Origin of the sequence: Acinetobacter sp. UBA5984 (genome assembly GCF_002429925.1) — a bacterium.
GTDB lineage: Bacteria > Pseudomonadota > Gammaproteobacteria > Pseudomonadales > Moraxellaceae > Acinetobacter > Acinetobacter variabilis.
The window spans coordinates 1-24,780 of sequence record NZ_DJBE01000066.1; the positions used below are offsets into that span (position 1 = coordinate 1).

General features: G+C 43.0%; 27 protein-coding genes and 1 pseudogene. 16 read left to right on the forward strand and 12 right to left on the reverse strand.

The genetic code is table 11. The annotated features are described in order from the left end of the window. Positions 1-37: 37 nt before the first annotated feature. On the forward strand, positions 38-658 hold the full coding sequence (locus B3J29_RS10810) for a LysE family transporter (protein ID WP_175966373.1): 621 nt from the start codon (positions 38-40) through the stop codon (positions 656-658). A gap of 39 nt (positions 659-697) precedes the next feature. Here the strand turns inward: B3J29_RS10810 and B3J29_RS10815 are convergent, their stop codons facing one another. Genes B3J29_RS10815 through B3J29_RS10830 form a run of 4 tightly spaced genes read right to left on the reverse strand, consistent with a single transcriptional unit; the run spans position 698 to position 3,237 of the window. Beyond that, positions 698-1,168 carry a DUF523 domain-containing protein gene (locus B3J29_RS10815; RefSeq protein ID WP_175966371.1) on the reverse strand — a complete coding sequence of 157 codons (471 nt, stop codon included), beginning with the start codon at positions 1,166-1,168 and terminating at the stop codon, positions 698-700. A 3-nt stretch (positions 1,169-1,171) separates the two neighbouring features. Further along, entirely contained in the window at positions 1,172-1,972 is an 801-nt protein-coding gene (gene znuB / locus B3J29_RS10820) for a zinc ABC transporter permease subunit ZnuB (protein WP_175966369.1), read from the reverse strand. 3 nt (positions 1,973-1,975) lie between these two features. Next, positions 1,976-2,758, reverse strand: coding sequence for a zinc ABC transporter ATP-binding protein ZnuC (gene znuC / locus B3J29_RS10825; protein ID WP_005233382.1), 783 nt, complete (start codon positions 2,756-2,758; stop codon positions 1,976-1,978). Next, entirely contained in the window at positions 2,740-3,237 is a 498-nt protein-coding gene (locus tag B3J29_RS10830) for a transcriptional repressor (protein ID WP_175966367.1), read from the reverse strand. The genes znuC and B3J29_RS10830 overlap by 19 nt, the downstream gene beginning before the upstream one ends. A gap of 145 nt (positions 3,238-3,382) precedes the next feature. Here B3J29_RS10830 and B3J29_RS10835 point away from each other — a divergent pair, with 145 nt between their 5' ends. The 10 genes and pseudogenes from B3J29_RS10835 (at position 3,383) to B3J29_RS10880 (ending at position 11,410) form a co-directional block, all read left to right on the forward strand. Continuing rightward, positions 3,383-4,222 carry a metal ABC transporter solute-binding protein, Zn/Mn family gene (locus B3J29_RS10835; RefSeq protein WP_175966365.1) on the forward strand — a complete coding sequence of 280 codons (840 nt, stop codon included), beginning with the start codon at positions 3,383-3,385 and terminating at the stop codon, positions 4,220-4,222. A gap of 170 nt (positions 4,223-4,392) precedes the next feature. Next, complete coding sequence (locus tag B3J29_RS10840) at positions 4,393-4,791, forward strand: ATP synthase subunit I (RefSeq protein ID WP_004780700.1); 399 nt, start codon at positions 4,393-4,395, stop codon at positions 4,789-4,791. A gap of 104 nt (positions 4,792-4,895) precedes the next feature. Next, on the forward strand, positions 4,896-5,771 hold the full coding sequence (gene atpB, locus B3J29_RS10845; protein ID WP_004780701.1) for a F0F1 ATP synthase subunit A: 876 nt from the start codon (positions 4,896-4,898) through the stop codon (positions 5,769-5,771). 82 nt (positions 5,772-5,853) lie between these two features. After that, positions 5,854-6,099, forward strand: coding sequence for a F0F1 ATP synthase subunit C (gene atpE, locus B3J29_RS10850; RefSeq protein ID WP_000424060.1), 246 nt, complete (start codon positions 5,854-5,856; stop codon positions 6,097-6,099). Positions 6,100-6,138: 39 nt separating this feature from the next. Beyond that, positions 6,139-6,609, forward strand: a complete 471-nt coding sequence (locus B3J29_RS10855; protein ID WP_004780703.1) for a F0F1 ATP synthase subunit B — start codon at positions 6,139-6,141, stop codon at positions 6,607-6,609. 12 nt (positions 6,610-6,621) lie between these two features. Continuing rightward, a complete protein-coding gene (locus B3J29_RS10860) occupies positions 6,622-7,158 on the forward strand; it encodes a F0F1 ATP synthase subunit delta (protein ID WP_004780705.1) in 537 nt (178 codons plus the stop codon). Positions 7,159-7,203: 45 nt separating this feature from the next. Beyond that, positions 7,204-8,581, forward strand: a pseudogene (locus tag B3J29_RS10865) (F0F1 ATP synthase subunit alpha). A gap of 88 nt (positions 8,582-8,669) precedes the next feature. Next, positions 8,670-9,539 (forward strand): F0F1 ATP synthase subunit gamma, encoded by an 870-nt coding sequence (gene atpG / locus B3J29_RS10870; protein WP_004780708.1) that lies wholly within the window; start codon positions 8,670-8,672, stop codon positions 9,537-9,539. Positions 9,540-9,569: 30 nt separating this feature from the next. Beyond that, positions 9,570-10,964, forward strand: coding sequence for a F0F1 ATP synthase subunit beta (gene atpD, locus B3J29_RS10875; RefSeq protein ID WP_004780710.1), 1,395 nt, complete (start codon positions 9,570-9,572; stop codon positions 10,962-10,964). 26 nt (positions 10,965-10,990) lie between these two features. Beyond that, positions 10,991-11,410: a F0F1 ATP synthase subunit epsilon gene (locus tag B3J29_RS10880; RefSeq protein ID WP_004780711.1), complete on the forward strand. Its 420-nt coding sequence runs from the start codon at positions 10,991-10,993 to the stop codon at positions 11,408-11,410. Positions 11,411-11,462: 52 nt separating this feature from the next. Here the strand turns inward: B3J29_RS10880 and B3J29_RS10885 are convergent, their stop codons facing one another. Continuing rightward, positions 11,463-12,098: a hypothetical protein gene (locus B3J29_RS10885; protein WP_175966363.1), complete on the reverse strand. Its 636-nt coding sequence runs from the start codon at positions 12,096-12,098 to the stop codon at positions 11,463-11,465. A 405-nt stretch (positions 12,099-12,503) separates the two neighbouring features. On the opposite strand from B3J29_RS10885, the gene B3J29_RS10890 reads away from it, so the two are divergent. Then, positions 12,504-13,880, forward strand: a complete 1,377-nt coding sequence (locus B3J29_RS10890) for an NAD-dependent succinate-semialdehyde dehydrogenase (RefSeq protein ID WP_175966361.1) — start codon at positions 12,504-12,506, stop codon at positions 13,878-13,880. Between the two features lie 68 nt (positions 13,881-13,948). Here the strand turns inward: B3J29_RS10890 and B3J29_RS10895 are convergent, their stop codons facing one another. The 4 genes from B3J29_RS10895 to B3J29_RS10910 all read right to left on the reverse strand — a co-directional run bounded on the left by B3J29_RS10895 (position 13,949) and on the right by B3J29_RS10910 (position 16,569). Next, the gene (locus B3J29_RS10895) at positions 13,949-14,554 is read right to left on the reverse strand and encodes a hypothetical protein (protein ID WP_175966359.1); all 606 of its coding nucleotides are present in this window, start codon (positions 14,552-14,554) and stop codon (positions 13,949-13,951) included. Positions 14,555-14,718: 164 nt separating this feature from the next. Beyond that, a complete protein-coding gene (locus B3J29_RS10900) occupies positions 14,719-15,096 on the reverse strand; it encodes an RcnB family protein (RefSeq protein WP_104426930.1) in 378 nt (125 codons plus the stop codon). Between the two features lie 208 nt (positions 15,097-15,304). Beyond that, on the reverse strand, positions 15,305-15,850 hold the full coding sequence (locus B3J29_RS10905; protein ID WP_175966357.1) for a glutathione peroxidase: 546 nt from the start codon (positions 15,848-15,850) through the stop codon (positions 15,305-15,307). A 173-nt stretch (positions 15,851-16,023) separates the two neighbouring features. Beyond that, a complete protein-coding gene (locus B3J29_RS10910) occupies positions 16,024-16,569 on the reverse strand; it encodes a glutathione peroxidase (RefSeq protein ID WP_104426931.1) in 546 nt (181 codons plus the stop codon). 191 nt (positions 16,570-16,760) lie between these two features. On the opposite strand from B3J29_RS10910, the gene B3J29_RS10915 reads away from it, so the two are divergent. Next, on the forward strand, positions 16,761-17,672 hold the full coding sequence (locus tag B3J29_RS10915; RefSeq protein ID WP_175966355.1) for a DMT family transporter: 912 nt from the start codon (positions 16,761-16,763) through the stop codon (positions 17,670-17,672). A gap of 398 nt (positions 17,673-18,070) precedes the next feature. On the opposite strand, the gene B3J29_RS10920 is transcribed toward B3J29_RS10915, so the two are convergent. Genes B3J29_RS10920 through B3J29_RS10930 form a run of 3 tightly spaced genes read right to left on the reverse strand, consistent with a single transcriptional unit; the run spans position 18,071 to position 21,032 of the window. Further along, on the reverse strand, positions 18,071-18,640 hold the full coding sequence (locus B3J29_RS10920) for a Sua5/YciO/YrdC/YwlC family protein (RefSeq protein ID WP_175966353.1): 570 nt from the start codon (positions 18,638-18,640) through the stop codon (positions 18,071-18,073). A gap of 40 nt (positions 18,641-18,680) precedes the next feature. Then, entirely contained in the window at positions 18,681-19,820 is a 1,140-nt protein-coding gene (gene dprA / locus B3J29_RS10925; RefSeq protein WP_175966351.1) for a DNA-processing protein DprA, read from the reverse strand. A gap of 57 nt (positions 19,821-19,877) precedes the next feature. Continuing rightward, positions 19,878-21,032 (reverse strand): LysM peptidoglycan-binding domain-containing protein, encoded by a 1,155-nt coding sequence (locus tag B3J29_RS10930; RefSeq protein ID WP_175966349.1) that lies wholly within the window; start codon positions 21,030-21,032, stop codon positions 19,878-19,880. A 120-nt stretch (positions 21,033-21,152) separates the two neighbouring features. On the opposite strand from B3J29_RS10930, the gene def reads away from it, so the two are divergent. From def to B3J29_RS10945, 3 genes are all read left to right on the forward strand, one after another. After that, on the forward strand, positions 21,153-21,683 hold the full coding sequence (gene def / locus B3J29_RS10935) for a peptide deformylase (RefSeq protein WP_175966347.1): 531 nt from the start codon (positions 21,153-21,155) through the stop codon (positions 21,681-21,683). Between the two features lie 92 nt (positions 21,684-21,775). Further along, entirely contained in the window at positions 21,776-22,186 is a 411-nt protein-coding gene (locus tag B3J29_RS10940; protein WP_104426935.1) for a DUF2946 family protein, read from the forward strand. 71 nt (positions 22,187-22,257) lie between these two features. Continuing rightward, positions 22,258-24,255 carry a TonB-dependent copper receptor gene (locus B3J29_RS10945; protein ID WP_175966345.1) on the forward strand — a complete coding sequence of 666 codons (1,998 nt, stop codon included), beginning with the start codon at positions 22,258-22,260 and terminating at the stop codon, positions 24,253-24,255. Positions 24,256-24,780 lie beyond the last annotated feature (525 nt).

The window sequence follows — 24,780 nt, forward strand, 5'->3', positions numbered from 1 at the left end:
TATAATTAGATCCTGAATTTGAATGAGTTAAATCTCCATGTCCTATCAAGTCTGGTTTGCTTATATGTTAGCTTGTTGGGTGATCAGTATTTCCCCAGGTGCGGGTGCTATTGCTTCGATGTCGAGCGGACTGAATTATGGCTTTCGACATGGATACTGGAATGCGCTCGGCCTGCAACTCGCCCTATTGGTTCAAATTGCCATTGTGGCTGCCGGGGCAGGGGTATTGTTCGCGACTACACCTTGGGCATTTCTTGCTGTGAAATGGTTTGGAGTTGCCTATTTATTGTATCTGGCCTTATTGCAGTGGAAAGCACCAGCGCAGTCGATTGAAATTAAACATGAACTCGCACGAAAATCAGCTGGAAAACTCGTCATCCACGGTTTTCTGGTCAATATGAGTAATCCCAAGGCAATTGTATTTTTGCTGGCAGTATTACCGCAATTTCTGGATTTATCTAAACCGCAATGGATTCAATATATGATTATGGCCGCGACTATGGTAACGATTGATCTGATTGTGATGGCAGGTTATACCGGCTTGGCTGCCAAGGTTCTGAGTCTTCTAAAATCGCCAAAACAGCAGAAAGTCATGAATCGAACTTTTGCCAGCTTGTTCGCTGGAGCTGCGTTTTTATTGAGTTTGGTGCATCAGTAGGGAAACCTCTTCTTAAAGGAGAGGGAATTTAACGATCTCTTAAAGAATCATCTGTAAAAATTCATCTTCAGTCATGACCTCAATATCATGCTGTTTAAATAATGCAGCCGTCACGCCATCACCCTGAATTTTATTTCCAGTAAATGAACCATCATAAATCAGCTTGCTGCCGCAAGATGGACTATTGGCTTTTAAGACAGCATGGGTGACTTGAAATTTCTGTGCTAGCTCCAAGGCAGCATAAGCTCCCTGTATAAAAGCAGTAGATACATCCTGTCCTTGAATATCTGTTACTTGAGCTAAACTTTTAAGAACTTCTAATCCTGTACCGCCTTGAATTTCTGCTGAGGGCCGGGGGATAGGCAAACCACCACTGACTTCAGGGCAAATTGTGACATATTGATCTGGTAGCAAATGATCGACCAACTCTTTTACCAGACAGTCGCGGCCATCATAACGGACCTTGTGTCCGAGCAAGCAGGCACTAATTAGATAAAATTTGCCTGCCATGTCTTAAGCCAGTTTTTTAAACTTCTGCAGAATAAAGATAGCAGCAAAAAATACTGACATGGTCAGCACAATGGTCAGACCTGTTGACATATTCAGACCTGCACTTGACCAGAGCCCGACTGTCACACCAATTTGTGCAATCACAAAAGCCCAGATCACCATTTGACGAGGAGAATTTGCCAGTAGGCGAGCCGTCAAAGCTGGAATCACCAGCAATGCACCCATCAAGAGTGAACCGACCGCACGTAATGCCAATACAGTAAACAATGCCAATAACAGCATAAAGATCAGACGTTGCAGTTTTGCATTCACCCCTTCACTGATCGCCATATCAGGATCAATGGCAATCTGGATCTGTGCCTGCCAGCTTTTATAAATCACAGCCAGTGCAACAATAATCACCACAGCAAAAGTCGGTAAATCATTCCAGGAAATCGTCAGCAAATCACCGAACAGATAACTCAGCAGTTCTGGTCTTAAACTTGGTAAATGTTGAATGAACAATAAGCCAGAACATAATAGGGTTGCTGAACATAATGCTAACAACGCGTCATTTGGGAGACGTGGGTCATGAAGTACCCATAAAATCGCCACCAATAGTAAGGCGATTAAGGTGACACCAGTCCATAATGGCAAACTGAGTGCACCAGCAATCGCAACACCGAGCAAAGTGCCATGTGCCATCGTATCTGCAAAGAAAGACATACGACGCCATAGCATCAGACAGCCGAGTGGTGCGGTCAGGAACACCAAGAGTGTTCCCATAATCCATGCAGGTAATAGGAGAGATAACCAATCCATCATGGCTTAAGCTTCCGGCTCGGGGTGAATGTGGGGGCGTGAATCGTGCTGGCATGGTGTGGCTGAATCACCATGCGCACAATGGTCATGATGATGCTGGTAGAACACCCGGTTGGTACCAAAAATGGCTTGATATTCTGGATGCTGCTGTACGCTTTCTGGCAGGCCGCTACAGCAGATATGTTTATTCAGGCATACCACACGATGCGTACCTTGCATCACCCATTGCAGGTCATGTGATACCATTAAAATGGCACAGCCATATTTTTCCGGCAGGCTACGCACATATTCATACAGTTCAGCCTCAGACTGAATATCTAGACCCTGCATCGGTTCATCCAGTACCAGAATATCCGGCTGACGTAATAAGGCACGAGCCAATAGGACGCGTTGACGTTCACCGCCAGAAAGCTGTTGAACTTTGGAATTTTCCAGCTTGGCAATGCCGGTATCACGGATAATTTCAGCTTTAATAGCTGATGGGCATTTTTCTAGCGCCAGCAGATCTTTGACACGTAGCGGTAAACTATGTGAAGGATTGAATTTTTGTGGCACATAAGAGAACTTCAGCTTGCGCGCCGTTTTGATTTCACCTGATTTCGGTTTGACGATCCCAAGCATGACCTTTATAAGGGTCGACTTACCGGCACCGTTCGGCCCAATCAGCGTAACAATCTCTTTCTCCTGCAAAGAGAAATCAATGGCCTTTAAAATGTCACGATCATCAATATTGACCCAGATCTTGGAAAGCTGGATCAAGGGTGATGCATTCAAGCTTTGTTGCGACACTGCTGACAGATTCCTGAAATTTCGATAATGCTGTGGTGTGCACTAAAATCGTCTGAAGCCGCCAAGGCATCCAGTTGTTCTAATAAACCTTGTGCAGATGCTTCTTTTACGGCTTTACATTCAGTACAAATCAAGAATGCCGCCTGATGGCCTTCACGCGGATGGCAGCAGGGAATATAGGCATTAATAGAGGTCAGGCGGTGAATAAAGCCTTTTTCTAATAAAAAGTCGAGTGTACGGTACACCGTTGGTGGGGCAGCAGGACGGTCGCTGGTATTTTTCATTTGTGCCAGCAGATCATACGCACCCATCGGGCCGCTTGCATTCAGAATCAGTTCCAGTACCTCTTTGCGTAAAGGAGTGAGGCGTGCGCCACTTGCCGCACAAAGACTCTCTGCTTCGGCCAGACGCTGCGCGACATTTGGATGGTCGTGTACGCCGTGCAATGCATTGTGGTGTTCGTGCGAACATGAACCCATAGTTCACCTCAGGTGCGAAACTGAAAATTAAAAGATTTCAAATCTTAACATGAAGCGTCCAGAGTTTCGATTGGGCATAGGTATTTTTGTAATTTTGTTATATTATAACACTATCAAATTTGTCCTTATATAGCGATTTCTCTTCATGTTCCGTTTCCTTGCCCTGTGTAGCCTGGCTTTGTTCAGCACCCTAAGCTGGTCGCAAAATCTGGTGGTTTCAACGCAGCCGATTTATCTGATTGCCAAGACCATTACTCAAGGCGTGGAACAGCCGACTTTATTATTGGCCAATCAAACTGGTCATGATGTCAGCCTGACCCCGGCACACCGGAAAACGATTCAGGATGCTGGTCTGGTGATCTGGTTAGGGCAGGCACATGAAGCACCGTTGGCAAAAGTGTTGAACAATAACAATAAAAGTATCGCGATTTTAGATTCGGGTATTCTGACCACTTTGCCAATGCGTAATCCACGTGGGCAAGCCTTAAAAGATACTGTCGATACCCATGTCTGGCTCGATCCTAACAATGCAGTACGTATCGGTTTCTTTATTGCAGCCCTACGTTCTCAGCAACTGCCTGAGCATCGGGAGGCCTATTGGAAAAATGCGCGTGACTTTGCCCAAACCATGTTTTTGACTGCACAGCGTTATAGTTCTACAAGTAAAGCTCAACCTTATTGGTCCTATCATGATGCCTATCAATATCTGGAACGCCCATTGAACCTGAAGTTCATGGGGGCTTTGACGGATGATCCACATGTGTCACCAACCGTGGCGCAGATCAAGTATCTGCAAGACAGTCGTGTGCAGAGCAAAATGTGTCTGCTGGCAGAAGCACATGCTGGTGAAAGTCAGTACCTTAAACTGAAACCGATTGTATTCCAGAGTGTCGATGAAAGCATGAGTGGGGCAGGGGACTTTATCCAGGCCTGGCAGAAATTGGCCGAGCAAACCCGTAAATGTGTGTTAAATGCCCATCAATGATTTAAAAATAATCAAGTTTTGATTAGTTTGCCAGCATTTGATCTGTTGAAAAAAACACGACTAAGGTCGGGAAAAGATTGCATGTTCAGGGGTGTAACTCTATAATGCCTGCGATTAAAAATAATCATCAGCTAAACTTGTCAAGCATGCTTGCTGTGAGTGAATAAATAATGAGCCGAACTAGTCGCTTGATTGACCGACGATTAGCGAAAGCTTTAGTCCTCTTACAAGCATTAATGATTCCTGTTTCAGCCTTGATTGGCTGGGTCGTGAAAGACTCAACCTTAGCCTTGAGTGCCGCTTTGGGGGCGTTCGTCTGCTGGCTTGCGAGTTGTTATTTTTCATGGCAATCATTTCGAGCGGCAGGAGCCCGGGCATCTAAGCAGGTTCTTTCGAACATGTATAAAGGCCTGATGGGCAAGTTTGCAATTGTGATTGTTGGTTTCATTTTAATTTTAAGCAATGTCAAGCCGTTATCCCCGGTTGCGTTGTTTTGTGGTTTTATGCTCGTTCAAGCCATGTCGTGGGTCGCTCCTTTTTGGGTGTCACGTCTACAAAAACGAGTTTAAACACAACAAAAAATTGAAAAGTTTTTTTAGGAGCAGGCGAGATATCAAGCAGCACGCGATATTCGTTTGTTCTATAGTTTTTTGACATTGACCAGGTGTGATTTATGGCTGCTGAAGAACATGCCCTTACTTCGACCGAGTATATCAAGCATCACTTGACCAATATGACCTATGGCAAAATGCCAGACGGTACATGGAAATTGGCCGAGAATGGTGCTGAAGCTCAACAGATGGGGTTCACTGCTATTCACTTGGATTCAATGGGTTGGTCAATCGGCCTCGGTATCATTTTCTGCTTGTTATTCTGGCTCGTAGCGAAAGCTGCAAACTCTGGTGTTCCTACCAAGTTCCAGTCTGCAATCGAAATGATTATCGAGTTTGTTGACTCAAGTGTACGCGATACCTTCCATGGTAAATCGCGTTTGATCGCTCCACTAGCGCTAACCATCTTCGTGTGGATTTTCCTCATGAACTTGATGGACCTTATCCCGGTTGACTGGATTCCTTATGTCGCTCAACACGTGATTGGTGGCCTGTTTGGTATTGATCCACACCACGTATACTTCAAGATCGTTCCATCTACTGACCCTAACATTACCCTTGGTATGTCATTGTCTGTATTTGCACTTATCTTGTTCTACAGCATCCGTGAAAAAGGTGTTGGCGGCTTCGTTGGTGAACTAGCACTTAACCCATTTAACCCAAGTAACCCAGTTGCAAAAGCGATTCTTATTCCAGTGAACTTGATTCTGGAATTGGTAACCTTCCTTGCACGTCCAGTTTCATTGGCTCTACGACTATTCGGTAACATGTATGCGGGTGAGTTAATCTTCATTCTTATCGCGTTATTACCGTTCTGGATCCAGTGGGCGTTATCTGTGCCTTGGGCGATCTTCCACATTCTTGTTATTACGCTACAAGCATTCATTTTCATGATGCTGACTATCGTATACTTGAGCATGGCAAGCGAAAAGCATTAATGGTATTGCCTAACTGTCACGGGATGGTTGGGCACAATTTTTTAACTTAATTTGGTATAAACCTAACCTCTGAGGAATTATCATGGAACTCACTTTAGGTCTAGTTGCAATTGCATCTGCTATCTTGATCGCTTTCGGTGCTTTAGGTACTGCGATTGGTTTTGGTCTTCTAGGCGGCCGTTTCCTTGAAGCTGTAGCTCGTCAACCAGAATTGGCTCCACAACTTCAAACTCGTATGTTCTTAATCGCGGGTCTTCTTGATGCTGTGCCTATGATCGGTGTTGGTATTGGCTTGTTCTTCATCTTCGCTAATCCATTTGTAGGTTAATCAGCTTAATTCCGAAATTCACTATTTGAGGAATTTGCAATGAATATCAACCTCACATTGTTTGGCCAAGCGATTGCGTTTGCGATTTTCGTCGCATTCTGCATGAAGTTTGTATGGCCACCACTAATCAATGCGATTAGTGAACGTCAGCGTAAAATCGCTGATGGCTTAAATGCTGCTGAAAAAGCGAAGGCTGACCTTGCAGATGCGCAAGCACAAGTGAAAGCTGAACTGGACGCGGCAAAAGCACAAGCGGCTCAATTGATCGAACAAGCGAACCGTCGTGCAGCGCAATTGGTCGAAGAAGCTCGTACTCAAGCGTCAGCTGAAGGTGAGCGTATTCGTCAACAAGCTAAAGAAGCTGTTGATACTGAAATCAATGCTGCTCGCGAAGAATTACGTCAACAAGTGGCTGCTCTTGCAGTTGCTGGTGCTGAGAAAATTCTTAGCCAGCAAGTTGACGCAGAAGCTCACAATGCCATGCTGACTCAGCTGGCTGCTAAACTTTAAGAGAGGCGGATTATGGCTGAACTCTTGACGTTGGCACGCCCTTACGCTAAAGCAGCATTTGCTTACGCTTCTGAGCAAGGTACAGCTGACTCTTGGTCAACTGCACTTGAATTGCTCAGTGCTGCGGTGCAAGACGAAGCATTTTCAGCTTATCTAAATCGCCCTGAGTTGACACCTGCTGAGCAGGTGGCACTTTTTGCTAAAGTTTTAGGCGAAGACCAAACGCCTGCAGTGTCAAACTTTTTGACTATGCTTGCTGAAAATGCACGTTTGGCTTTGCTTCCTGAAATCGCTGCAGAATATGAACAGCTCAAATCACAGAATAACAATACTGTGGATGTTGTAATTGAATCAGCATTCCCATTGACTTCTGTACAGGAACAACTTCTTACTCATGCGTTAGAGAAAAAATTCAATGCAGCAGTAAATGTTTCTGTAGAAGTTAACCCGGCGTTAATCGCGGGTGTGGTTATTCGTGCAGGCGACCAAGTGATAGATGATTCTGCGCTTAATAAGCTTGAAAAAATGCGTACTCGTCTTCTAGCTTAATTGCAATAAGAAGACTGAACTTTAAAAAGATTGAGGTATAGCGCAATGCAACAACTGAATCCATCCGAGATCAGTGCGCTCATTAAACAGCGTATCGGCGATCTGGACACCAGCGCGACCGCTAAAAACGAAGGTACCATTGTTATGGTATCCGACGGTATTGTGCGCATTCACGGCCTTGCTGATGCAATGTACGGTGAAATGATCGAATTCGACGGCGGCTTATACGGTATGGCACTGAACCTAGAACAGGATTCAGTGGGCGTCGTTGTTTTAGGTAACTACTTAAGCCTTCAAGAAGGTCAAAAAGCTCGTTGTACAGGTCGTGTATTAGAAGTTCCGGTTGGTCCTGAACTTCTTGGCCGTGTCGTAGACGCTTTGGGTAACCCAATTGATGGTAAAGGCCCTATTGATGCAAAACTTTCTGATGCTGTTGAAAAAGTAGCACCAGGCGTAATTTGGCGTCAATCAGTGGATCAACCTGTACAAACTGGTTATAAATCAGTAGATACAATGATCCCAGTAGGCCGTGGTCAACGTGAGTTGATCATTGGTGACCGTCAGACTGGTAAAACAGCTATGGCGATCGACGCGATCATCGCTCAGAAAAACTCTGGCATTAANNTTCCGTGACCGCGGTGAAGACGCTCTGATCATCTATGATGACTTGTCTAAACAAGCTGTTGCGTATCGTCAAATTTCATTGCTTCTTCGTCGTCCACCAGGTCGTGAAGCTTATCCAGGTGACGTGTTCTATCTACATTCACGTCTACTTGAACGTGCTTCTCGTGTATCTGCTGACTACGTTGAGAAATTCACTAACGGTGAAGTTAAAGGCCAAACTGGTTCATTAACTGCATTGCCGATTATTGAAACTCAAGCAGGTGACGTATCTGCATTCGTACCAACCAATGTAATTTCGATTACTGATGGTCAGATCTTCCTTGAAACATCATTGTTCAACGCAGGTATTCGTCCTGCTGTGAACGCGGGTATCTCTGTATCTCGTGTTGGTGGTTCTGCGCAGACTAAAGTCATCAAGAAATTGTCTGGTGGTATCCGTACTGCACTTGCACAGTACCGTGAATTGGCAGCGTTTGCTCAGTTCGCTTCTGACCTTGACGAAGCAACTCGTAAACAGCTTGAACACGGTCAACGCGTAACTGAGTTGATGAAGCAAAAACAATATGCTCCATACTCAATCGCTGACCAAGCTGTATCAGTTTATGCATCTAACGAAGGCTACATGGCTGACGTAGAAGTTAAGAAAATCGTGGACTTTGATGCTGCGTTAATTGCTTACTTCCGTTCAGAACATGCTGCATTAATGCAAAAAATTGACGAGACTGGTGCTTGGGATAAAGATATCGAAGCTGAATTCAAAGCCGGTATTGAAAAATTCAAAGCGACTCAAACTTACTAATTTAGCAACTTGCTAGATTGGTGTTGGTTTGGTTCACGGAATCAACCTTCGAGGGCTCGAAAGGGCCTTCGAATACTAGGTTAAGCGTATGGCAAATTTAAAAGAAATTCGCGCCAAAGTAGCTAGTATCAAAAGCACGCAGAAAATTACTCGCGCGATGCAGATGGTAGCAGCTTCTAAGATGCGTCGTGCGCAAGAGCGCATGGCTCAAGGCCGTCCGTATGCCGAAAATATGCACCGTGTAATTGCTCACTTGGTTCAAGCGAATCCTGAATACAAACACCGTTATATGGTTGAACGTCCTGTAAAGCGCGTTGGCTATATCATCGTGTCATCAGATCGCGGACTTGCTGGTGGTTTGAACATTAACCTGTTCAAGAAAGTGGTAAAACACGTTCAACAGCAACAAGAGCAGTCAATTGAAGTTCAATTTGCTTTGATTGGTCAAAAAGCGGTTTCGTTTTTTAAAAACTACGGCGGTAAAGTACTTGGTGCGACCACTCAAGTGGGCGACACTCCAAGTCTTGAACAGTTATCTGGTTCTGTACAGGTGATGTTAGACGCTTATGATAAAGGCGAGTTAGATCGTATTTATCTGGTTTCTAACGGCTTTGTCAACGCCATGACTCAAAACCAAAAGATCGAACAGCTTGTTCCTTTGGCAGCTGCTGAAGAAGACAAGACGCTTAACCGTCAATACGGTTGGGACTACATCTACGAGCCTGAAGCTGAAGAGCTTTTAAATGGCTTGTTGGTTCGTTACATCGAGTCTGTGGTGTATCAAGGTGTGATCGAAAACATCGCGTGTGAGCAGTCTGCTCGTATGGTTGCAATGAAAGCTGCAACTGATAACGCGGGTGAGTTGATCAAGAACCTGCAACTTATTTATAACAAGCTGCGTCAAGCCGCGATTACTCAGGAAATTTCTGAGATCGTTGGTGGTGCCGCTGCCGTTTAACATATATTAGTTTGAATTGAGGAGACAGCAATGAGTAGCGGTCGTATCATTCAGATCATCGGCGCGGTTATCGACGTCGAGTTTGAACGTAACAGCGTTCCTAAGATCTATGACGCTCTCCAAGTTGACGGTACTGAAACTACATTAGAAGTTCAGCAACAACTTGGTGATGGCGTAGTTCGTACTATTGCAATGGGTTCTACTGAAGGCCTTAAGCGTGGTTTGAACGTAACTAACACTAACGCTCCGATTTCTGTACCAGTAGGTACAGCGACTCTTGGCCGTATCATGGACGTTCTTGGTCGCCCGATCGACGAAGCTGGTCCTGTTGCGACTGAAGAGCGTTTACCAATTCACCGTCAAGCGCCTTCTTATGCAGAACAAGCGGCTTCTACTGACCTTCTAGAAACTGGTATTAAAGTCATCGACTTACTATGCCCGTTCGCGAAAGGTGGTAAAGTTGGTCTGTTCGGTGGTGCCGGTGTTGGTAAAACTGTAAACATGATGGAGTTGATCAACAACATCGCGAAAGCTCACTCAGGTTTATCTGTGTTTGCTGGTGTTGGTGAGCGTACCCGTGAAGGTAATGACTTCTATCACGAAATGAAAGACTCTAACGTTCTAGACAAAGTAGCAATGGTCTACGGTCAGATGAACGAGCCACCAGGTAACCGTTTACGCGTAGCGTTGACTGGTCTGACTATGGCTGAGTACTTCCGTGATCAAAAAGACGAAAACGGTAAAGGCCGTGACGTACTATTGTTCGTCGACAACATCTACCGTTATACACTAGCGGGTACTGAAGTATCAGCACTTCTAGGCCGTATGCCATCTGCAGTAGGTTACCAACCGACTCTTGCAGAAGAGATGGGTGTTCTTCAAGAACGTATTACATCGACTAAGTCTGGTTCTATTACGTCAATCCAAGCGGTATACGTACCTGCCGATGACTTAACAGATCCATCGCCTGCAACTACGTTCGCTCACTTGGACGCAACTGTTGTATTGAGCCGTGACATCGCTTCTCAAGGTATTTACCCTGCGATCGATCCACTTGACTCTACTTCACGTCAGCTAGATCCACTTGTAGTTGGTACTGAGCATTACGAAATTGCTCGTTCAGTTCAAAACGTTCTTCAACGTTATAAAGAATTGAAAGACATTATCGCAATTCTTGGTATGGACGAATTGTCAGAAGAAGACAAACTTACTGTATACCGTGCACGTAAGATCCAACGTTTCTTCTCTCAACCGTTCCACGTAGCTGAAGTGTTTACTGGTGCTCCTGGTAAACTTGTACCGCTTAAAGAAACGATTCGTGGCTTTAAAGGTCTTTTAGCTGGTGAATACGATCACATCCCAGAACAAGCGTTCTACATGGTTGGTGGTATTGACGAAGTGATTGCTAAAGCTGAGAAACTTTAATTAGTTCCCTAATTTAGGAGATTCTCATGGCGACTATGCAATGTGACGTTGTAAGTGTTCAAGAGTCTTTGTACTCAGGCACTGTAACTATGCTAATTGCTAAAGGTGCTGGCGGTGAGTTAGGTATTATGCCTGGTCACGCTCCGCTGGTAACTTTGCTCCAACCTGGCGCGATCCGCGTTATTTTGGAAAACGGTACAGAAGAATTAATCTATGTATCTGGTGGTGTTCTAGAAGTTCAACCGCATGTTGTTACGGTTCTTGCTGATACAGCAGTCCGTGCAGAAAACTTGGATGAAGCTGCAATTATTGAAGCGCGTAAACACGCTGAACAATTGCTAGCAAATCAAAAGAGCGATTTGGACTCTGCTGCTGCTTTGGCTGCTCTTGCAGAAACTGCTGCTCAGCTGGAAACGATCCGCAAAATCAAAAACCGTGCAATGTAATTGCTGGTTTAAGATTGAAAAAACCACCCTTTTGGGTGGTTTTTTTATGGGTTTAATTTTTTCTATGTTTATGTTGATAAATATTCTCATAGAAAAAGATTAAGTCTTTTGATCTACCATAATTATTGCCAGTACCGAATGTTGCAACAACATATAAAAAACCAAATCTTTCTAATTCAGATGCTGAAAAATTACATTCTTCATTTTTAAGGTGATAATTTTTATTAGTTTTATTTTTTTCAAAGGCTACATATGCCTTTTCTAAGCCTTCTAATAAAAAAGAAGTGAAGTGAGGAATAATATGAGCATATCTGAGAAAATTTGCTCTATTAATTTCATTTACATCATATAAAAGAGCAAGTCGAGCAAGCATTTTGGATTGATGCACTAAATAAGTTTTATCTAATGCATTGAGTAGCTCACCACCTATTTCTAAGTTATTTTGATCCTTGAAGATTTTTAGTAATGTGCCTGATGCCAAGCTTTCGCCTTCTTTTATAAATTCTAGGATATTTTTCAGTTTTTGCTTTTCGTTATAATTCCTAAAAGCTTGATAAATTGCTAAACCTGATGATGCTATTGGAAAAGCTTTTACAATTTCTTGAAAAATAGTATCGGTCGTTTCTAAAACTGCATTATCAAAATAGTTTTCTGCTGTTTGAATGATAGTAGATGTTATTTGATTCATGATTAATTTTCTTTTATCCGCTATATAGATAATGTACTACATACCTGAAAATTTGAAATTTATATTATTTAGGCATCGCCTTAGAACAGCTGATTTGGATTGTTTGATTTAACTAGGAATTTTTGGAAGTATGAATGTTGAAAGTATCAGTTTTAGTATTTCTGGTTCTTAAATAACTTTCACTTTGTACCACTCGATATAACTTTTACCTGCGCTGCGTAATCTTTTGAACCAATCTGTAAGCAAAGTCATAGTCAGAAAAAAACAATGCTAAGTTGATATGGCGTCTTTAAGCTTTCCAGATTTATTCAGTAAAAAGCTTCACGGTTCTACTACCTCTGTCACGACGCGAATCACGTTGTTATCCATTTATAAAAATTGAATTGGCCAAGCAGGGATCTAATTATGAGTTATCAATCCATTAACCCCTTTAATAACCAGAAATTAAAAGATTATCCGTCACATACTGATCAAGATATCCAGAATGCTTTGGATACCGCAGAAAAAATCCTGAAGTCGGATTGGATTCAACAAGTAGATACCCGGATTGAGGTACTTCGTAAACTGGCAAACAATATGCGGGAACGTAAGTCAGAACTGGCTAAAATCATGACGCTGGATATGGGTAAGCTGATCAAGCAGAGTGAAGGTGAAATCGAAACCTGCGCCAAAATTGCTGAATACTATGCTGATCATGCCAAAGAGTTTTTAGCGCCAGTTTCTTATGAAACGGAACTGGGAGAAGCTTGGGTAGAACATCATCCCTTAGGAATTATTATGGCGGTAGAGCCTTGGAACTTCCCATTCTATCAATTGATGCGTGTCTTTGCCCCCAACTGCGCAATTGGTAACCCTGTGGTAGCCAAGCATGCCAGCATCGTTCCGCAATGTGCTGAAGCCTTTGAACGGTTGATTCTTGATGCAGGCGCACCGAAAGGTGTGTGGACTAATCTGTTTATCAGTAGTGATCAGGTCGCAGATATTATCGCAGATCCACGTGTACAAGGCGTTGCTCTTACGGGATCAGAAGGTGCAGGGCGTGCAGTAGCGGGGCAGGCCGGTAAACATGTCACCAAATCCACATTAGAATTGGGTGGTAATGATGTATTCATTGTGCTGGATGATGCTGATCTGGAAAAAGCGATCAAAATTGGCTGTCAGGCACGCGTTAATAACACGGGGCAAGTTTGTACAGCAGCTAAACGTTTTATCCTGCATGAGAAAATTGCAGAACAATTTAAAGCGGGCATGCTCGAGGTCTTTGAAGGCTTAAAAATTGGTGATCCATTGGATTCTGAAACTACTCTTGGCCCACTGTCTTCAGCAGATGCGTTGGAAAAACTGACTAAGCAGGTGGATAAAGCTGTAGAGAATGGCGCGAAAGTTTTGACTGGTGGTAAGCCTTATGAACATGAAGGTAATTTCTATCAGCCAACTATTCTGGAAAATATCAGCCGTGATAATCCGGCTTGGTATGAAGAATTCTTTGGCCCGGTCGCTCAAATTTATGTGGCAAAAGATGAAGATGAAATTGTATCGATTGCCAATGATTCCAATTATGGTCTTGGTGGCGTCATTCATTCACAAAATATTGAGCGGGCGAAAAAGCTGGCTTCACGTGTAGAAACTGGCATGATGTGGATTAACTGGTATACCGATACTGCGCCAGAGCTGCCATTTGGCGGAATCAAAAATTCAGGTTATGGTCATGAACTTTCAATTGATGGTTTCAAGGAATTTGTGCAGAAACGATTGGTAGTGGTAAAAAGCCCAAAAAAATAATATTTAATTTTTAAAATAAAGAAGCCACTTAAACAGTGGCTTCTTTTTGAACGAGATATCAACGTAAATCAGGTGTTTTCTGGTTCAGCTTCTGATGAAGCGTCTTTATCTGAGTTTTGAATCAGCATGCCTGCCAGTTTAAGCATTTCAGCTTGCACACTGACCATCTGGCTTTCAATTTTCTTTAAATCAACCTGACTGAAATCGACTTGGCCATTCAGTAAAGGAGAAGCCAGAACCTGTTGATTGGCACTCATGATATTGCTACGTACCTGATCAATTTCCTGACTTTTTAAATTCAATTCACCTAAGGCCTGATTAAAGCCTGTCAACTGTTGTTGTAACTTGCCTGCTGTAGCTTGCAGTTGCTGGGTATCTTTAGTATCTACCGCAATTTGCAGATCAATTTGGGTCTGTTTTAACTGTTCAACATAACTGCCCGCCTTGAATTGCAGATCGGCCACATCACGCACCATATAAAACATATTGCCAGACTTCAGCTCTGTTTGCGCAGTCGTCGTACGATCACTTTGCTGTACAGGTTTAAGATCAGTAGAAAGTGTACTTTGTTCTTGCTCGACCGGTGCTTCGGTCGCCTGTTCACAGCCCATTAATAAAATGCCTGAGCTAAATAATGCAAAAGGAAGAAGAGCATTTACAAGAATCTTGGACATGAAATCGTGGTCTCGGTGCAGGTGGTTCTAAGGCATGACTATAAGAATAAAATGTGGAGATAAAAAAGATTGTTGCAAAGTAATAACAAATATTTTGAATACAAATGATTAAGACATTAAAAAAGAGTGCCGAAGCACTCTTTTTTCACCGAGGAGGATAAAACTTATCCTGCAATAATTTTGATAATGTTATGGCTCATCACATTGGTCAGGATATAGTCACCATTCACTTTGATCCATTGCTGGTTTTTACCAGGTTTGCTGAGTCTTTTGTATTTGCTGTGGTCTACCTTGTACACTTTGCTCTGAAACTGAGCCGGTACTTTTTGACCTACACGCCAATCGCGTGAAGGATCTACTTTCTTATGTACCTGTTTATGCTGTTGATCGTGTGCAGGGGCTTTATGCTGTGCATGCTGCTGAACATGCGTTTTTTGTGGCTGATGGTGTTGCGAGTGATGCTCTGGAGCTGCAGCAAAAGCTGAAGTCGCCACAAGTGCACTAGATAATGAAAATATGACTGCTTTTACTAAGTTTTTCATGTTTTGAACCTATCGTTATCTCTCTTGGGATAACTGCATATTAGGCTCAACTCATTGATAAATATGGAATGAAGTGTTGTAGAAAAATAAAAATTAAGCGTAAATCATGGAGATTTTAGAGCCAAGTAAATCTGGTCTTAAGTATTTGATTTTAAAATAAATAATAATTATCTATTCTTGAAATAGATACTTACATTACTGTTACAAATCATTTAGCCAATTCTGCATTAATTGCATCTCGCAAGCGAGCATCATCTGCCGGAATATTGGGTGCAAAACGCGCGACCACTTCGCCTTGCTTGTTGACCAGGAATTTTTCAAAGTTCCATAGCACTTCTGGTAATTCATTTGGCGTATTGCCAAAACTTTTCAGGCGCTCTGCAAAATCTTCGCCGCCTGTACGTTGCGGCTGAGCTTGGGTCAGATAATGGTAAAGAGGATGCTGATCTTCACCCACGACAGAGATCTTGGAGAATAGCGGGAAATCCACATTATAGTTCAAACTGCAGAACTGCTGAATTTCCTCATCTGTGCCCGGTTCCTGACCTTTAAAGTTATTCGCAGGAAAAGCCAGAATTTCCAGTCCTTCGGTTTTTTTCTCATTATAAAGTTTTTGCAGTCCTTCATATTGTGGGGTTAAACCACATTTCGATGCGACATTCACAATCAGCAGGACTTTGTCCTGATAATCGGACAAAGTCGTATTTTTTCCAGTAACGGTTTTTACCGGAATCTCATAAATGGACTGACTCATATTGTTTTGCTCGAATTGTTATGGAAATAGACTCATGTTTTATCGGGTCTGGGCGGTTTCAGTAAACATAAATTTTAGATAAGTTTTTGAAAAAATATGAAATTCAATGTTCATGCCTATGAGCCAGGTCGGCTAAACTGGTCATCAGTTGCAACCGACCTATTTAAAAAGACTTATTTAGCAAGCTCAGCATTGATTGCATCCAGCAGGCGTGAATCATCTGCCGTGATATCCGGTGCAAAACGTGCAACGACTTCACCCTGTTTGTTCACCAGGAACTTTTCAAAGTTCCAGAGGACTTCAGGTGGTTCATTTGGAGTCAGGCCATAGTCGACCAGGTCTTTCCACCACGGACCTTCACCGATACGTTCTGGCACAGCTTGAGTCAAAGTAGCATACAAAGGATGTTTAGCTTCACCCACGACCGGAATTTTAGCAAACAGCGGGAAATCCACCTGATAGTTCAGGGAACAGAATTCCTGAATTTCCTTTTCACTTCCAGGTTCCTGTTCCAGAAAATCATTGGAAGGGAAGCCTAAAATTTCCAGTCCTTCGGCTTTTTTATCATCATAAAGTTTTTGCAGGCCTTCGTATTGTGGAGTGAGGCCACATTTTGATGCCACATTTACCAACAGCAAGACTTTGCCTTGATACTGGTTCAGCGTCGTGTCCGTTCCTTGAATCGTTTTTACCGGAATGTCATACACAGAAGTGCTCATCAGATTTCCTTTTTATTAAATGAATAAGGGCTATTTGTTTTAACGGGTATTTAAATATAGTACAAGTCGGAATCAGTGAAATGCTTACTTGCCGGCTACAAATAGCATTAATTTTAGTTGAAAAATCAATTATGCTTAGGCACTTGCCAAGAAGGCATAGATTAACAATAGATAGAGACAAGGATGAAGTTATGACGCAGCAGCAAAAAACAATGTGGTGGGCCATGCTGCTTCCATTGACTGCGGTCCTGATCTGGTCACTGAATATTGTCGTGACCCGCTATGTGACGGACTTTATTTCGCCGGTGAGCATCAGTTTTTATCGCTGGTTTTTTGCCTTTCTGATTCTGACCCCGTTTATTCTGCCGCGAGTGATTCGTGAACGTGCCCTGATCGTACCGCATCTGAAACAGCTGGCAGTGCTGAGTGCCTTTGGTCTGGTGCTGTATCAGGGCTTGGCGTATACCGCCGCACATTACACCACCGCCACCAATATGGGCATTATTAATGCCTTTATTCCAATTTTCACCATTTTTGTGTCGATGCTGATTCTGCGCGATATCCCGAATCGCTATGCGATTATTGGCAGTCTGTTGTCCTTTGCCGGGCTGATCTATGTGATGGGGCAGGGTAATCCGTGGGGGCTGCTGCATGCTGGCGGCCAGTGGGGTGATCTGCTGATGATTATTGCCGTATTTTTCTATGCCTTTTACGGGGTCTTTCTGAAAAAATGGCAGCTGCAGATTCCGCTCATGCTGAGCCTGTATGTGCAGATTCTATTTGCATTGCTGTATCACCTGCCGTTTGTGGCCTGGTTGGGTCTAGATGTCATTAATCTGGCCAATGCTGGCAGCGTCATCTACGCCAGTATTTTCCCGTCACTGATTGCACCTTTGCTGTGGATGATGGCGATTCAGCGTCTGGGGCCGAACCGTACCAGTATCTTTATGAACCTGATGCCGGTATTTACTGCTTTAATTGCCTTGGTCTGGTTAAAAGAGGCCTGGACCATTTATCACAGTACTGGTGGGGCGATTATTCTGTTCGGCATTGTACTGGCCCAGAAAAAAACCATGGCGCCGGTGCTGCTAAAAGCCAAATAATTGCCTAAAAAACGAACAAACAAACTTAGTTTTTTTGCTTGAATGATCTCGTAAATAAAGACAAATAGACTTTAGTCGAGGATGGGAGGTTTTAGGTTCTTTAAAAAGCACTTTAAAAAGAGCAAGATAATTTGAATTTTTTTAAAATAATGATTGATTAATCATAGGTTTAAGCTGCTTTTTAAGAGCTAAAATATATTTGTTTTTTTTAAACTGTTCGCCCATAATACGCTCCATCGCAGATCAGCAACTGTTGCTGAAATGTCCAGAGATTTCGATACCCTCTGGATGTGATTGATACACATCCTTTTTTATGCTCAACCATCCCTATATGGTTGAGCTTTTTTTTTATCTTAAAACTTTAGTCGACTTGAAAAGAAAAATGACTGAGCAAAGGCTCAGTCACGAATAATTTCACCTGTTACGGCATCAATAATCCGGCTTGGTTTCTGGCTCAGTCCCAGATCACCATTCAGATAATTCAGATCCTGACCAAAATAACGCATGGCATCTTGCAGGGAACGTGCAGGTTCTAAGCCGGCAGGATTGACACTGGTTGAAACAATAAAACCGCCAAAAGCCTGACACAAGGCTACACAAAGAGGATGAGTGGTCACGCGCACTGCCACTTTAAGGTGTTTGCCTTTAATCCAGCCTGGAATATCGTCATTGGCAGGGAGTAGCCAGGTGGTCGCCCGGTCTGTAGGTCGATCATTACTCCACGACTCAATTACTTTTTCACGCATTTCTTCACTTAGATCCTGAAGTAAATGTTCCACTTGTGAAATATGAGCTGCGAGTAAAATCACGCCTTTTTCAATCGGGCGCTGTTTTAAGGTTAAAATCTGGTGAAATGCCTGCTCATTATAGGGGTCGCAACCTAAGCCCCAAACAGCCTCTGTAGGGTATGCCAAGACCTGTCCAGCTTTGAGACATTTAGCTGCTTCGGCAACAGAGGTGGTGATCATGTGTATACCTTATCAAAACAAGAAGTGTCTATTGTGAACCTTATTTATGCGGACGACAACGTAGATACATGCCGGCTTGCTGGGTGCAAAAGCCAAGTAGCTCCAGTTCCATCAATTGACCGGTGAGAGAAGAAACATCCTGTTGCAGATGATGACTGAGATGATCCAGATCCTGTCCGACCCAGTCCAGCTGGTTATAAAGTCTGAGCAAATGGGGCGGTATGTGTGTAGGAAGTTCATCCGCCATGTCATGTTGTACTTCATTTTGTAAGGCTTGCCATTGGGTTGCCAGAGCCAGTTCTTCAATCACCTGTTGCGGGTGATCAATCAGAATCGCGCCTTCACGAATCAGCTGATGGCAACCTTTATGATATTCACTATAAATATGTCCCGGAATGGCAAATACAGTCTTGCCTTGTTCGGCAGCCAGTTTGGCCGTAATCAGAGAGCCGCTTTTTAAGGTCGCTTCAGCCACAATGACCCCGAGACTTAAGCCACTGACAATCCTGTTACGCCGTGGAAAGTGATGCTGCAACGGTGGGGTTTCTGGTAGAAACTCGGTAATGACGGCACCACCATGCGCAATAATCTCCTGGCGCAATTGTGCATGTTGAGAAGGGTAGGTCTGATCCAGTCCGGTTCCCATCACCGCAATGGTTCCCTGATGTTTTAATCCTGCCCGATGAGCAGCTTCATCTATGCCTTGTGCTAATCCACTATTAATATAGAAACCCTGTTCACTCAAATAAAAGGAAAAATCATAAGCTACTTGCCGGCCATGAGGACTAGGCTTGCGACTTCCCACAACTGCAATTTGGGCTTGTAGCAGGGTATCCGGCTGACCTTGGCCAAAAATAATCGGTGGTTTGTCTACATAGTGGCTGAGTTGCTGCGGATAGTGCAGATCATGGTAGAGTAGAACAAAATCACTATCTCGCTGAACTTTTTCCAGACAGCGCTGAAATTTCTGTTGTGATTCTGGAAGCGAGAAGTCTTTTAAGCGTTGGACATGATTGGCATGAATGCCAAGCGCCTGCCAGGTAGGCACCTGATCAGGCTGTATGGCTGTGGTCAGACTTGAATAATGCTGACTGATTTTATAGAAGCTCGAAAGAGAATGCTGAACCAGATACCATAACGTCAGTGTTTCCAGTTGCACGCGTGATAAAGAGTTCAGCATATCGAGACCTATACGTGTGTCTTCTTATTCTTTCAGTTGTAAAGTTAGATCAATCTATTATTCATCTAGCAATGGCGCTTGAATATTGGCACCCACCTTGATAGGTAACTCACTTTCCAGCACATAAGCATAGCTCAGCTGGTCAAAAGTTTTAAAGACCATCACATTGCCAATGCGCTCACCTGGAAGCTGTACGCGCTCTTTGGTTTTCGGATCAGTCACGACTTCACCTTTCTGGTTTACGCTAAAGACATGACCAGTCTGAACCCCATGTGCCGTACCACGGTCAATCGTCACGACACTATGACGTGCTGCTGTACCAATTGAACCCAGTACACGCACAATCTGACCACCAGCAACCGTATTTTCTGCATTCACTGGATAGAACAGGGTAGGCAACATCGGATCGTATTCAGGTAATACACGGTCACCACGACGCACTTCGGCATTGTAGCTATCTGTCAATTCCAGCGTGGTGACATCACCTTCGCCACGTACTGCGATTCCGGAAGCAACCTGTTGCAGCTCTAGAGCAGCCGTGTATTTCTTGCCATTGGCATCGGTAAAGACATAAGGGTCTGCCTCACGATACACCGCATAACGCTGGCCAACCACCAGACCATTGCCGCGTGCATAGACCTTCTGGCCTTTACCGGCCAGTACGCGCTGGTCTGCAGTGCCGAGAATGTAAGGCGTACCTTGAACTGAATCAGCTGCCACTATGGTATAGCGTTCCAACCATTGCTGGATATGCGCTAATGGAATCACTGGAATCGTATTATTTAAAGATTCAACGCGAACCTGTGGTTGTAATGAAGTACTACCGATATAACGACTGATGATACCTTCACAGCCATCACCTTCGTCTTTACCGATAATTGGACGACCTTGATAGTCACACATCAACAGGCGGTCACCTGGAAAAATCCAATGTGGATTTTTCACGTGCTTGTTACTGGCCCAGATTTCTGGCCAACGCACCGGATTTTTTAAGAAACGTTTTGAAATATCCCACAATGTATCGCCTTTTTTGACCACGTAGACATTAGGCGCACTGGCTTTTAAAGCAGGTGGATTGACGTTGCGGGCAGGAGCTGCCTCGGCTGAATACATTGTCCCCATACTCACTCCGACACAAACTGCCAGTGCGAGCATTTGATTTTTTAACCCCAAGGCACTAGAAAATGGCATGCCCTTCAAAACCTTTTTCATTATCATAATTCCTAAAATTATGTGCGTAATTGCGTTATAATAACGATCTTACACACATTTTTTTGATGAAGCATTCCCTTCATTTGGTTTTTTGATCAATGGCATAATTGAGGACGCAGTATGGCCTTATTACCTATTTTAAGTTTCCCGGATCCCCGTCTTCGTACCATTGCACAACCAGTCGAAGAAGTTACTGATGAAATTCGTCAGCTCGCTGCAGATATGTTTGAAACCATGTATGAAGCGCCAGGCATCGGACTCGCCGCGACTCAAGTCGATCGTCATATTCAGCTGATTGTGATGGACCTGTCTGAAAACAAAGATCAACCCATGGTGTTCATTAACCCCAAAATCACACCATTGACTGAAGAAACACAGCCTTATGAAGAGGGCTGTCTATCAGTTCCTCAAATATACGATAAAGTTAAGCGTCCGTCACGCGTAAAAATTGAGGCAATTGGTCTGGATGGTCAACCCTTTGAACAAGAGGCTGATGGACTTCTCGCTGTGTGCATCCAACATGAAATGGATCACTTAAATGGTAAACTTTTTGTGGATTATCTGTCGCCATTAAAACGTCAGCGTGCCCGTGAAAAAGTAGAAAAACTGGTTCGCCAGCGCAATAAGGAAAAAGTTGCAGTTAAACGCTAAAATTATTTTCCCAAGCAATTTTTATGATTCAACAAGCCCAATTTTGATTGGGTTTTGTTATACTCAGCCTAGATAAATTTAAGGGTTTGCCTATGGTTCTGCGGGGAGGTCTGCTACTTTCCTTTCTAGCGGTATTTCTACAGATTGCTGTATTCTTACAGCCTTTGCTGCCGAAGCAATATCAAGTTGCTCCGGTCTGTGAAACCATCACGCGTGCCCTTTTAGTTTCCTCGCATGTTCATTCTGAACATCCTGCTCATCATCTTGATCAGCATCCTATTTCCTCGGACTCCATAGCGCATGAACACGATGCCAGTCATCAGTGTCAGTACTGTACTGTCTATGGCAACCTGGTTTTGCCGCCTGAGCTTGAAGTGAAAGAAGTCCTGGATCGAATTCAGGTCAGACTATTGGCTTTTGAACAAGCCTTTAAGCATGTCTGGTTTATCCTTCAGCGACTCTTTTTAATCCCGCAGGGACGGGCACCGCCACTGTTTGCATAAATCCACGTTGTTTTGCCTGGGTCTTTACTGACTTAGGCCGTGTTCAATTTATGTATTCAGTGAGATAGAAAATGGCTCAGCCTAAATTTTCTTTACAGCCCCTTGCGGCTGCGATTTGTGTTGCTTGTTATTCTTCGATGGTGCTGGCAAATGAAGCCATGCCAGTACAAACCATGGCACCGATTGTGGTGACTTCAACTGCCGGTAATGATGCCAATGGTCTGATTGTCCGTGCTGATCCGAAACAGCCGATTCAGCCAGTGCCGGCAACCGATGGTGCAGATTATCTGCAAAGTATTGTAGGTTTCAGTTCGGTCAATAGCGGAGCAGGTACCAATGGCGATGTGACCTTTCGTGGCATGTTTGGTTCACGCATTAAAATCCTGACTGATGGCACAGAAAACTTGGGTGCCTGCCCAAGCCGGATGGATTCGCCCACTTCATATATTTCTCCAGAAAGTTATGACCGTATTTCAGTGATTAAAGGTCCTCAAACGGTTCAATATGCCAATACAGGTTCTGCTGCAACAGTTATTTTTGAACGTAATCCTGAAAGCTTTACAGAAGATAAAAATTACCGTGGACAAGCTAGTGTACTTATGGGCTCTTATGGTCGTTTAGATCATAATGTTGAAGCAGCATTGGGGGATGATAAAAAATACATTCGTTTAAATGCGAGCCGATCTGTATCGGATAGTTATAAGGATGGTGATAACAATAAAGTTCCATCAGATTGGGAAAGATGGAATACCGATATTGCATTAGGTTGGACACCTGATGAAAACACTTGGCTTGAGCTGACAGGTGGTCGAGGTGATGCTGAGGTGGTTTATGCAGGCCGCATGATGGATGGTTCTGAATTTGACCGCGAAAGTTTGGGTTTGCGTGTAGAAAAGAAAAATATCACTGATGTGATTAAGAAAATTGAAGCACAGGTGAACTATAGTTTTAATGATCACGTGATGGATAACTATAGTTTACGCGCCAAACCTATGATGGAAATGGCAACCAATGTGACGCGTAAAACATTAAATGCACGTATGGCTGTGACGCATGAGTGGGATAAATTACAGTTTATTACAGGTATCGATACCCAAAATAATGAACATGGTATTCGCAAAACAGATAAACAAGGTTCTTATCTGAGTAAGCCTGTTTTAACCGATATGGAGTTTCAGTCTTATGGTGGTTTTGGTGAACTGAGTTATCAACTGAATGATCAAAATAAGTTAGTCACAGGTGTGCGTATTGATCAAGCTGAGGTAGACGCAGTACAAACGGCTCAACAACGTAAAGAAACCTTGCCAAGTGGTTTTATTCGTTTAGAAAATCAACATCCACACCATGATGCTAAAACTTATGTTGGTTTGGGCTATGTAGAGCGTATGCCGGATTATTGGGAATTGTTTAGCCCTGTTAAAGGTAATGGTAGTGACAATACTTTTAAGAGCATTGATACTGAAAAAACACTTCAACTTGATTTGGGTTATCAACATGAACATGACGCATTCAGTTCTTGGGCATCGGCTTATGCTGGTTTGGTTCAAGATTTTATCTTGACCAAGTACAATGCAAACAATAAAGCTGAAACCAAAAATGTGGATACCACGATTGCAGGTGCAGAAGTTGGTATAGGTTATCAATTTACCGATGCTTTGCAGGCAGATGTGAGCGCCATGTATGCGTGGGGTGAAAACACCACAAACAATACGCCGTTACCACAAATTTCACCTCTGGAAGGACGTTTAAACCTGCGCTATGTTCAAGATAAATATACTCTAGGCGCATTATTACGTGTGGTAGATGGTCAAAGTCGTATCAGTGAACGTGAAGGTAATATCGTGGGTTATGATGTGAAAGAGAGTAGTGGTTTTGGCGTACTATCTTTAAACGGCAGCTATAACCTAAGTAAAGGTGTTGATGTGTCTGTAGGTGTTGATAACGTACTAGATAAAACTTATACCGAGCATTTAAACAAAATGGGTGCGTCAGGAGCAGGTTTACCAAGCGATCAGCAATTTAATAATATTGGTCGTAACTATTGGGCGCGTATTAGTATGAAGTTCTAATCTGATTAGATTCAGTACAAAAAGCAGGACGAAAGTTCTGCTTTTTGCTTTTTTAATTTAATAAAATTTATAAAAATCAATTACTTAACTATTATGACCATTTCTAAATAAAATAATGAACATTTTTATTAAAATATTTTTTTATATAAAACAGTTATTTATAAATATCTTGGTTTATAAAATAAACATACGTTTCAAATGTTTTAAAAAAGGTGTTGCAAGGCATCTGAAATGCTGTAGAATGCACATCCATCGGCGGTGATGAAGACTAAAACTTCTGATAAAACAGTAACTTAGGTAAGATTGGTTGAGTTGGGTTTTATTTGATAAGTTTAAAAATAATTTTCATCACTGGTTGACTTTCTAGAAATAGAGAGTAATATAGCCGACCTAGCTTGCTACTGACGAAGTAGCAAGAAGATCATTAAGAGATTATGAAGAACAACTTGTGTGGATTTTTACTGGTTGATTGATCGAAATTATTTTCATTGATTGATTGGTTTAAATTACTCGAAGTTTATTTGA

Bases quoted from the DNA above. Each gene is read 5' to 3' on its own strand.
- B3J29_RS10810 (WP_175966373.1), top strand. From the start codon at position 38: ATGTCCTATCAAGTCTGGTTTGCTTATATGTTAGCTTGTTGGGTGATC.
- B3J29_RS10815 (WP_175966371.1), bottom strand. From the start codon at position 1,168: ATGGCAGGCAAATTTTATCTAATTAGTGCCTGCTTGCTCGGACACAAG.
- znuB (WP_175966369.1), bottom strand. From the start codon at position 1,972: ATGATGGATTGGTTATCTCTCCTATTACCTGCATGGATTATGGGAACA.
- B3J29_RS10830 (WP_175966367.1), bottom strand. From the start codon at position 3,237: ATGGGTTCATGTTCGCACGAACACCACAATGCATTGCACGGCGTACAC.
- B3J29_RS10835 (WP_175966365.1), top strand. From the start codon at position 3,383: ATGTTCCGTTTCCTTGCCCTGTGTAGCCTGGCTTTGTTCAGCACCCTA.
- B3J29_RS10840 (WP_004780700.1), top strand. From the start codon at position 4,393: ATGAGCCGAACTAGTCGCTTGATTGACCGACGATTAGCGAAAGCTTTA.
- atpB (WP_004780701.1), top strand. From the start codon at position 4,896: ATGGCTGCTGAAGAACATGCCCTTACTTCGACCGAGTATATCAAGCAT.
- atpE (WP_000424060.1), top strand. From the start codon at position 5,854: ATGGAACTCACTTTAGGTCTAGTTGCAATTGCATCTGCTATCTTGATC.
- B3J29_RS10855 (WP_004780703.1), top strand. From the start codon at position 6,139: ATGAATATCAACCTCACATTGTTTGGCCAAGCGATTGCGTTTGCGATT.
- B3J29_RS10860 (WP_004780705.1), top strand. From the start codon at position 6,622: ATGGCTGAACTCTTGACGTTGGCACGCCCTTACGCTAAAGCAGCATTT.
- atpG (WP_004780708.1), top strand. From the start codon at position 8,670: ATGGCAAATTTAAAAGAAATTCGCGCCAAAGTAGCTAGTATCAAAAGC.
- atpD (WP_004780710.1), top strand. From the start codon at position 9,570: ATGAGTAGCGGTCGTATCATTCAGATCATCGGCGCGGTTATCGACGTC.
- B3J29_RS10880 (WP_004780711.1), top strand. From the start codon at position 10,991: ATGGCGACTATGCAATGTGACGTTGTAAGTGTTCAAGAGTCTTTGTAC.
- B3J29_RS10885 (WP_175966363.1), bottom strand. From the start codon at position 12,098: ATGAATCAAATAACATCTACTATCATTCAAACAGCAGAAAACTATTTT.
- B3J29_RS10890 (WP_175966361.1), top strand. From the start codon at position 12,504: ATGAGTTATCAATCCATTAACCCCTTTAATAACCAGAAATTAAAAGAT.
- B3J29_RS10895 (WP_175966359.1), bottom strand. From the start codon at position 14,554: ATGTCCAAGATTCTTGTAAATGCTCTTCTTCCTTTTGCATTATTTAGC.
- B3J29_RS10900 (WP_104426930.1), bottom strand. From the start codon at position 15,096: ATGAAAAACTTAGTAAAAGCAGTCATATTTTCATTATCTAGTGCACTT.
- B3J29_RS10905 (WP_175966357.1), bottom strand. From the start codon at position 15,850: ATGAGTCAGTCCATTTATGAGATTCCGGTAAAAACCGTTACTGGAAAA.
- B3J29_RS10910 (WP_104426931.1), bottom strand. From the start codon at position 16,569: ATGAGCACTTCTGTGTATGACATTCCGGTAAAAACGATTCAAGGAACG.
- B3J29_RS10915 (WP_175966355.1), top strand. From the start codon at position 16,761: ATGACGCAGCAGCAAAAAACAATGTGGTGGGCCATGCTGCTTCCATTG.
- B3J29_RS10920 (WP_175966353.1), bottom strand. From the start codon at position 18,640: ATGATCACCACCTCTGTTGCCGAAGCAGCTAAATGTCTCAAAGCTGGA.
- dprA (WP_175966351.1), bottom strand. From the start codon at position 19,820: ATGCTGAACTCTTTATCACGCGTGCAACTGGAAACACTGACGTTATGG.
- B3J29_RS10930 (WP_175966349.1), bottom strand. From the start codon at position 21,032: ATGAAAAAGGTTTTGAAGGGCATGCCATTTTCTAGTGCCTTGGGGTTA.
- def (WP_175966347.1), top strand. From the start codon at position 21,153: ATGGCCTTATTACCTATTTTAAGTTTCCCGGATCCCCGTCTTCGTACC.
- B3J29_RS10940 (WP_104426935.1), top strand. From the start codon at position 21,776: ATGGTTCTGCGGGGAGGTCTGCTACTTTCCTTTCTAGCGGTATTTCTA.
- B3J29_RS10945 (WP_175966345.1), top strand. From the start codon at position 22,258: ATGGCTCAGCCTAAATTTTCTTTACAGCCCCTTGCGGCTGCGATTTGT.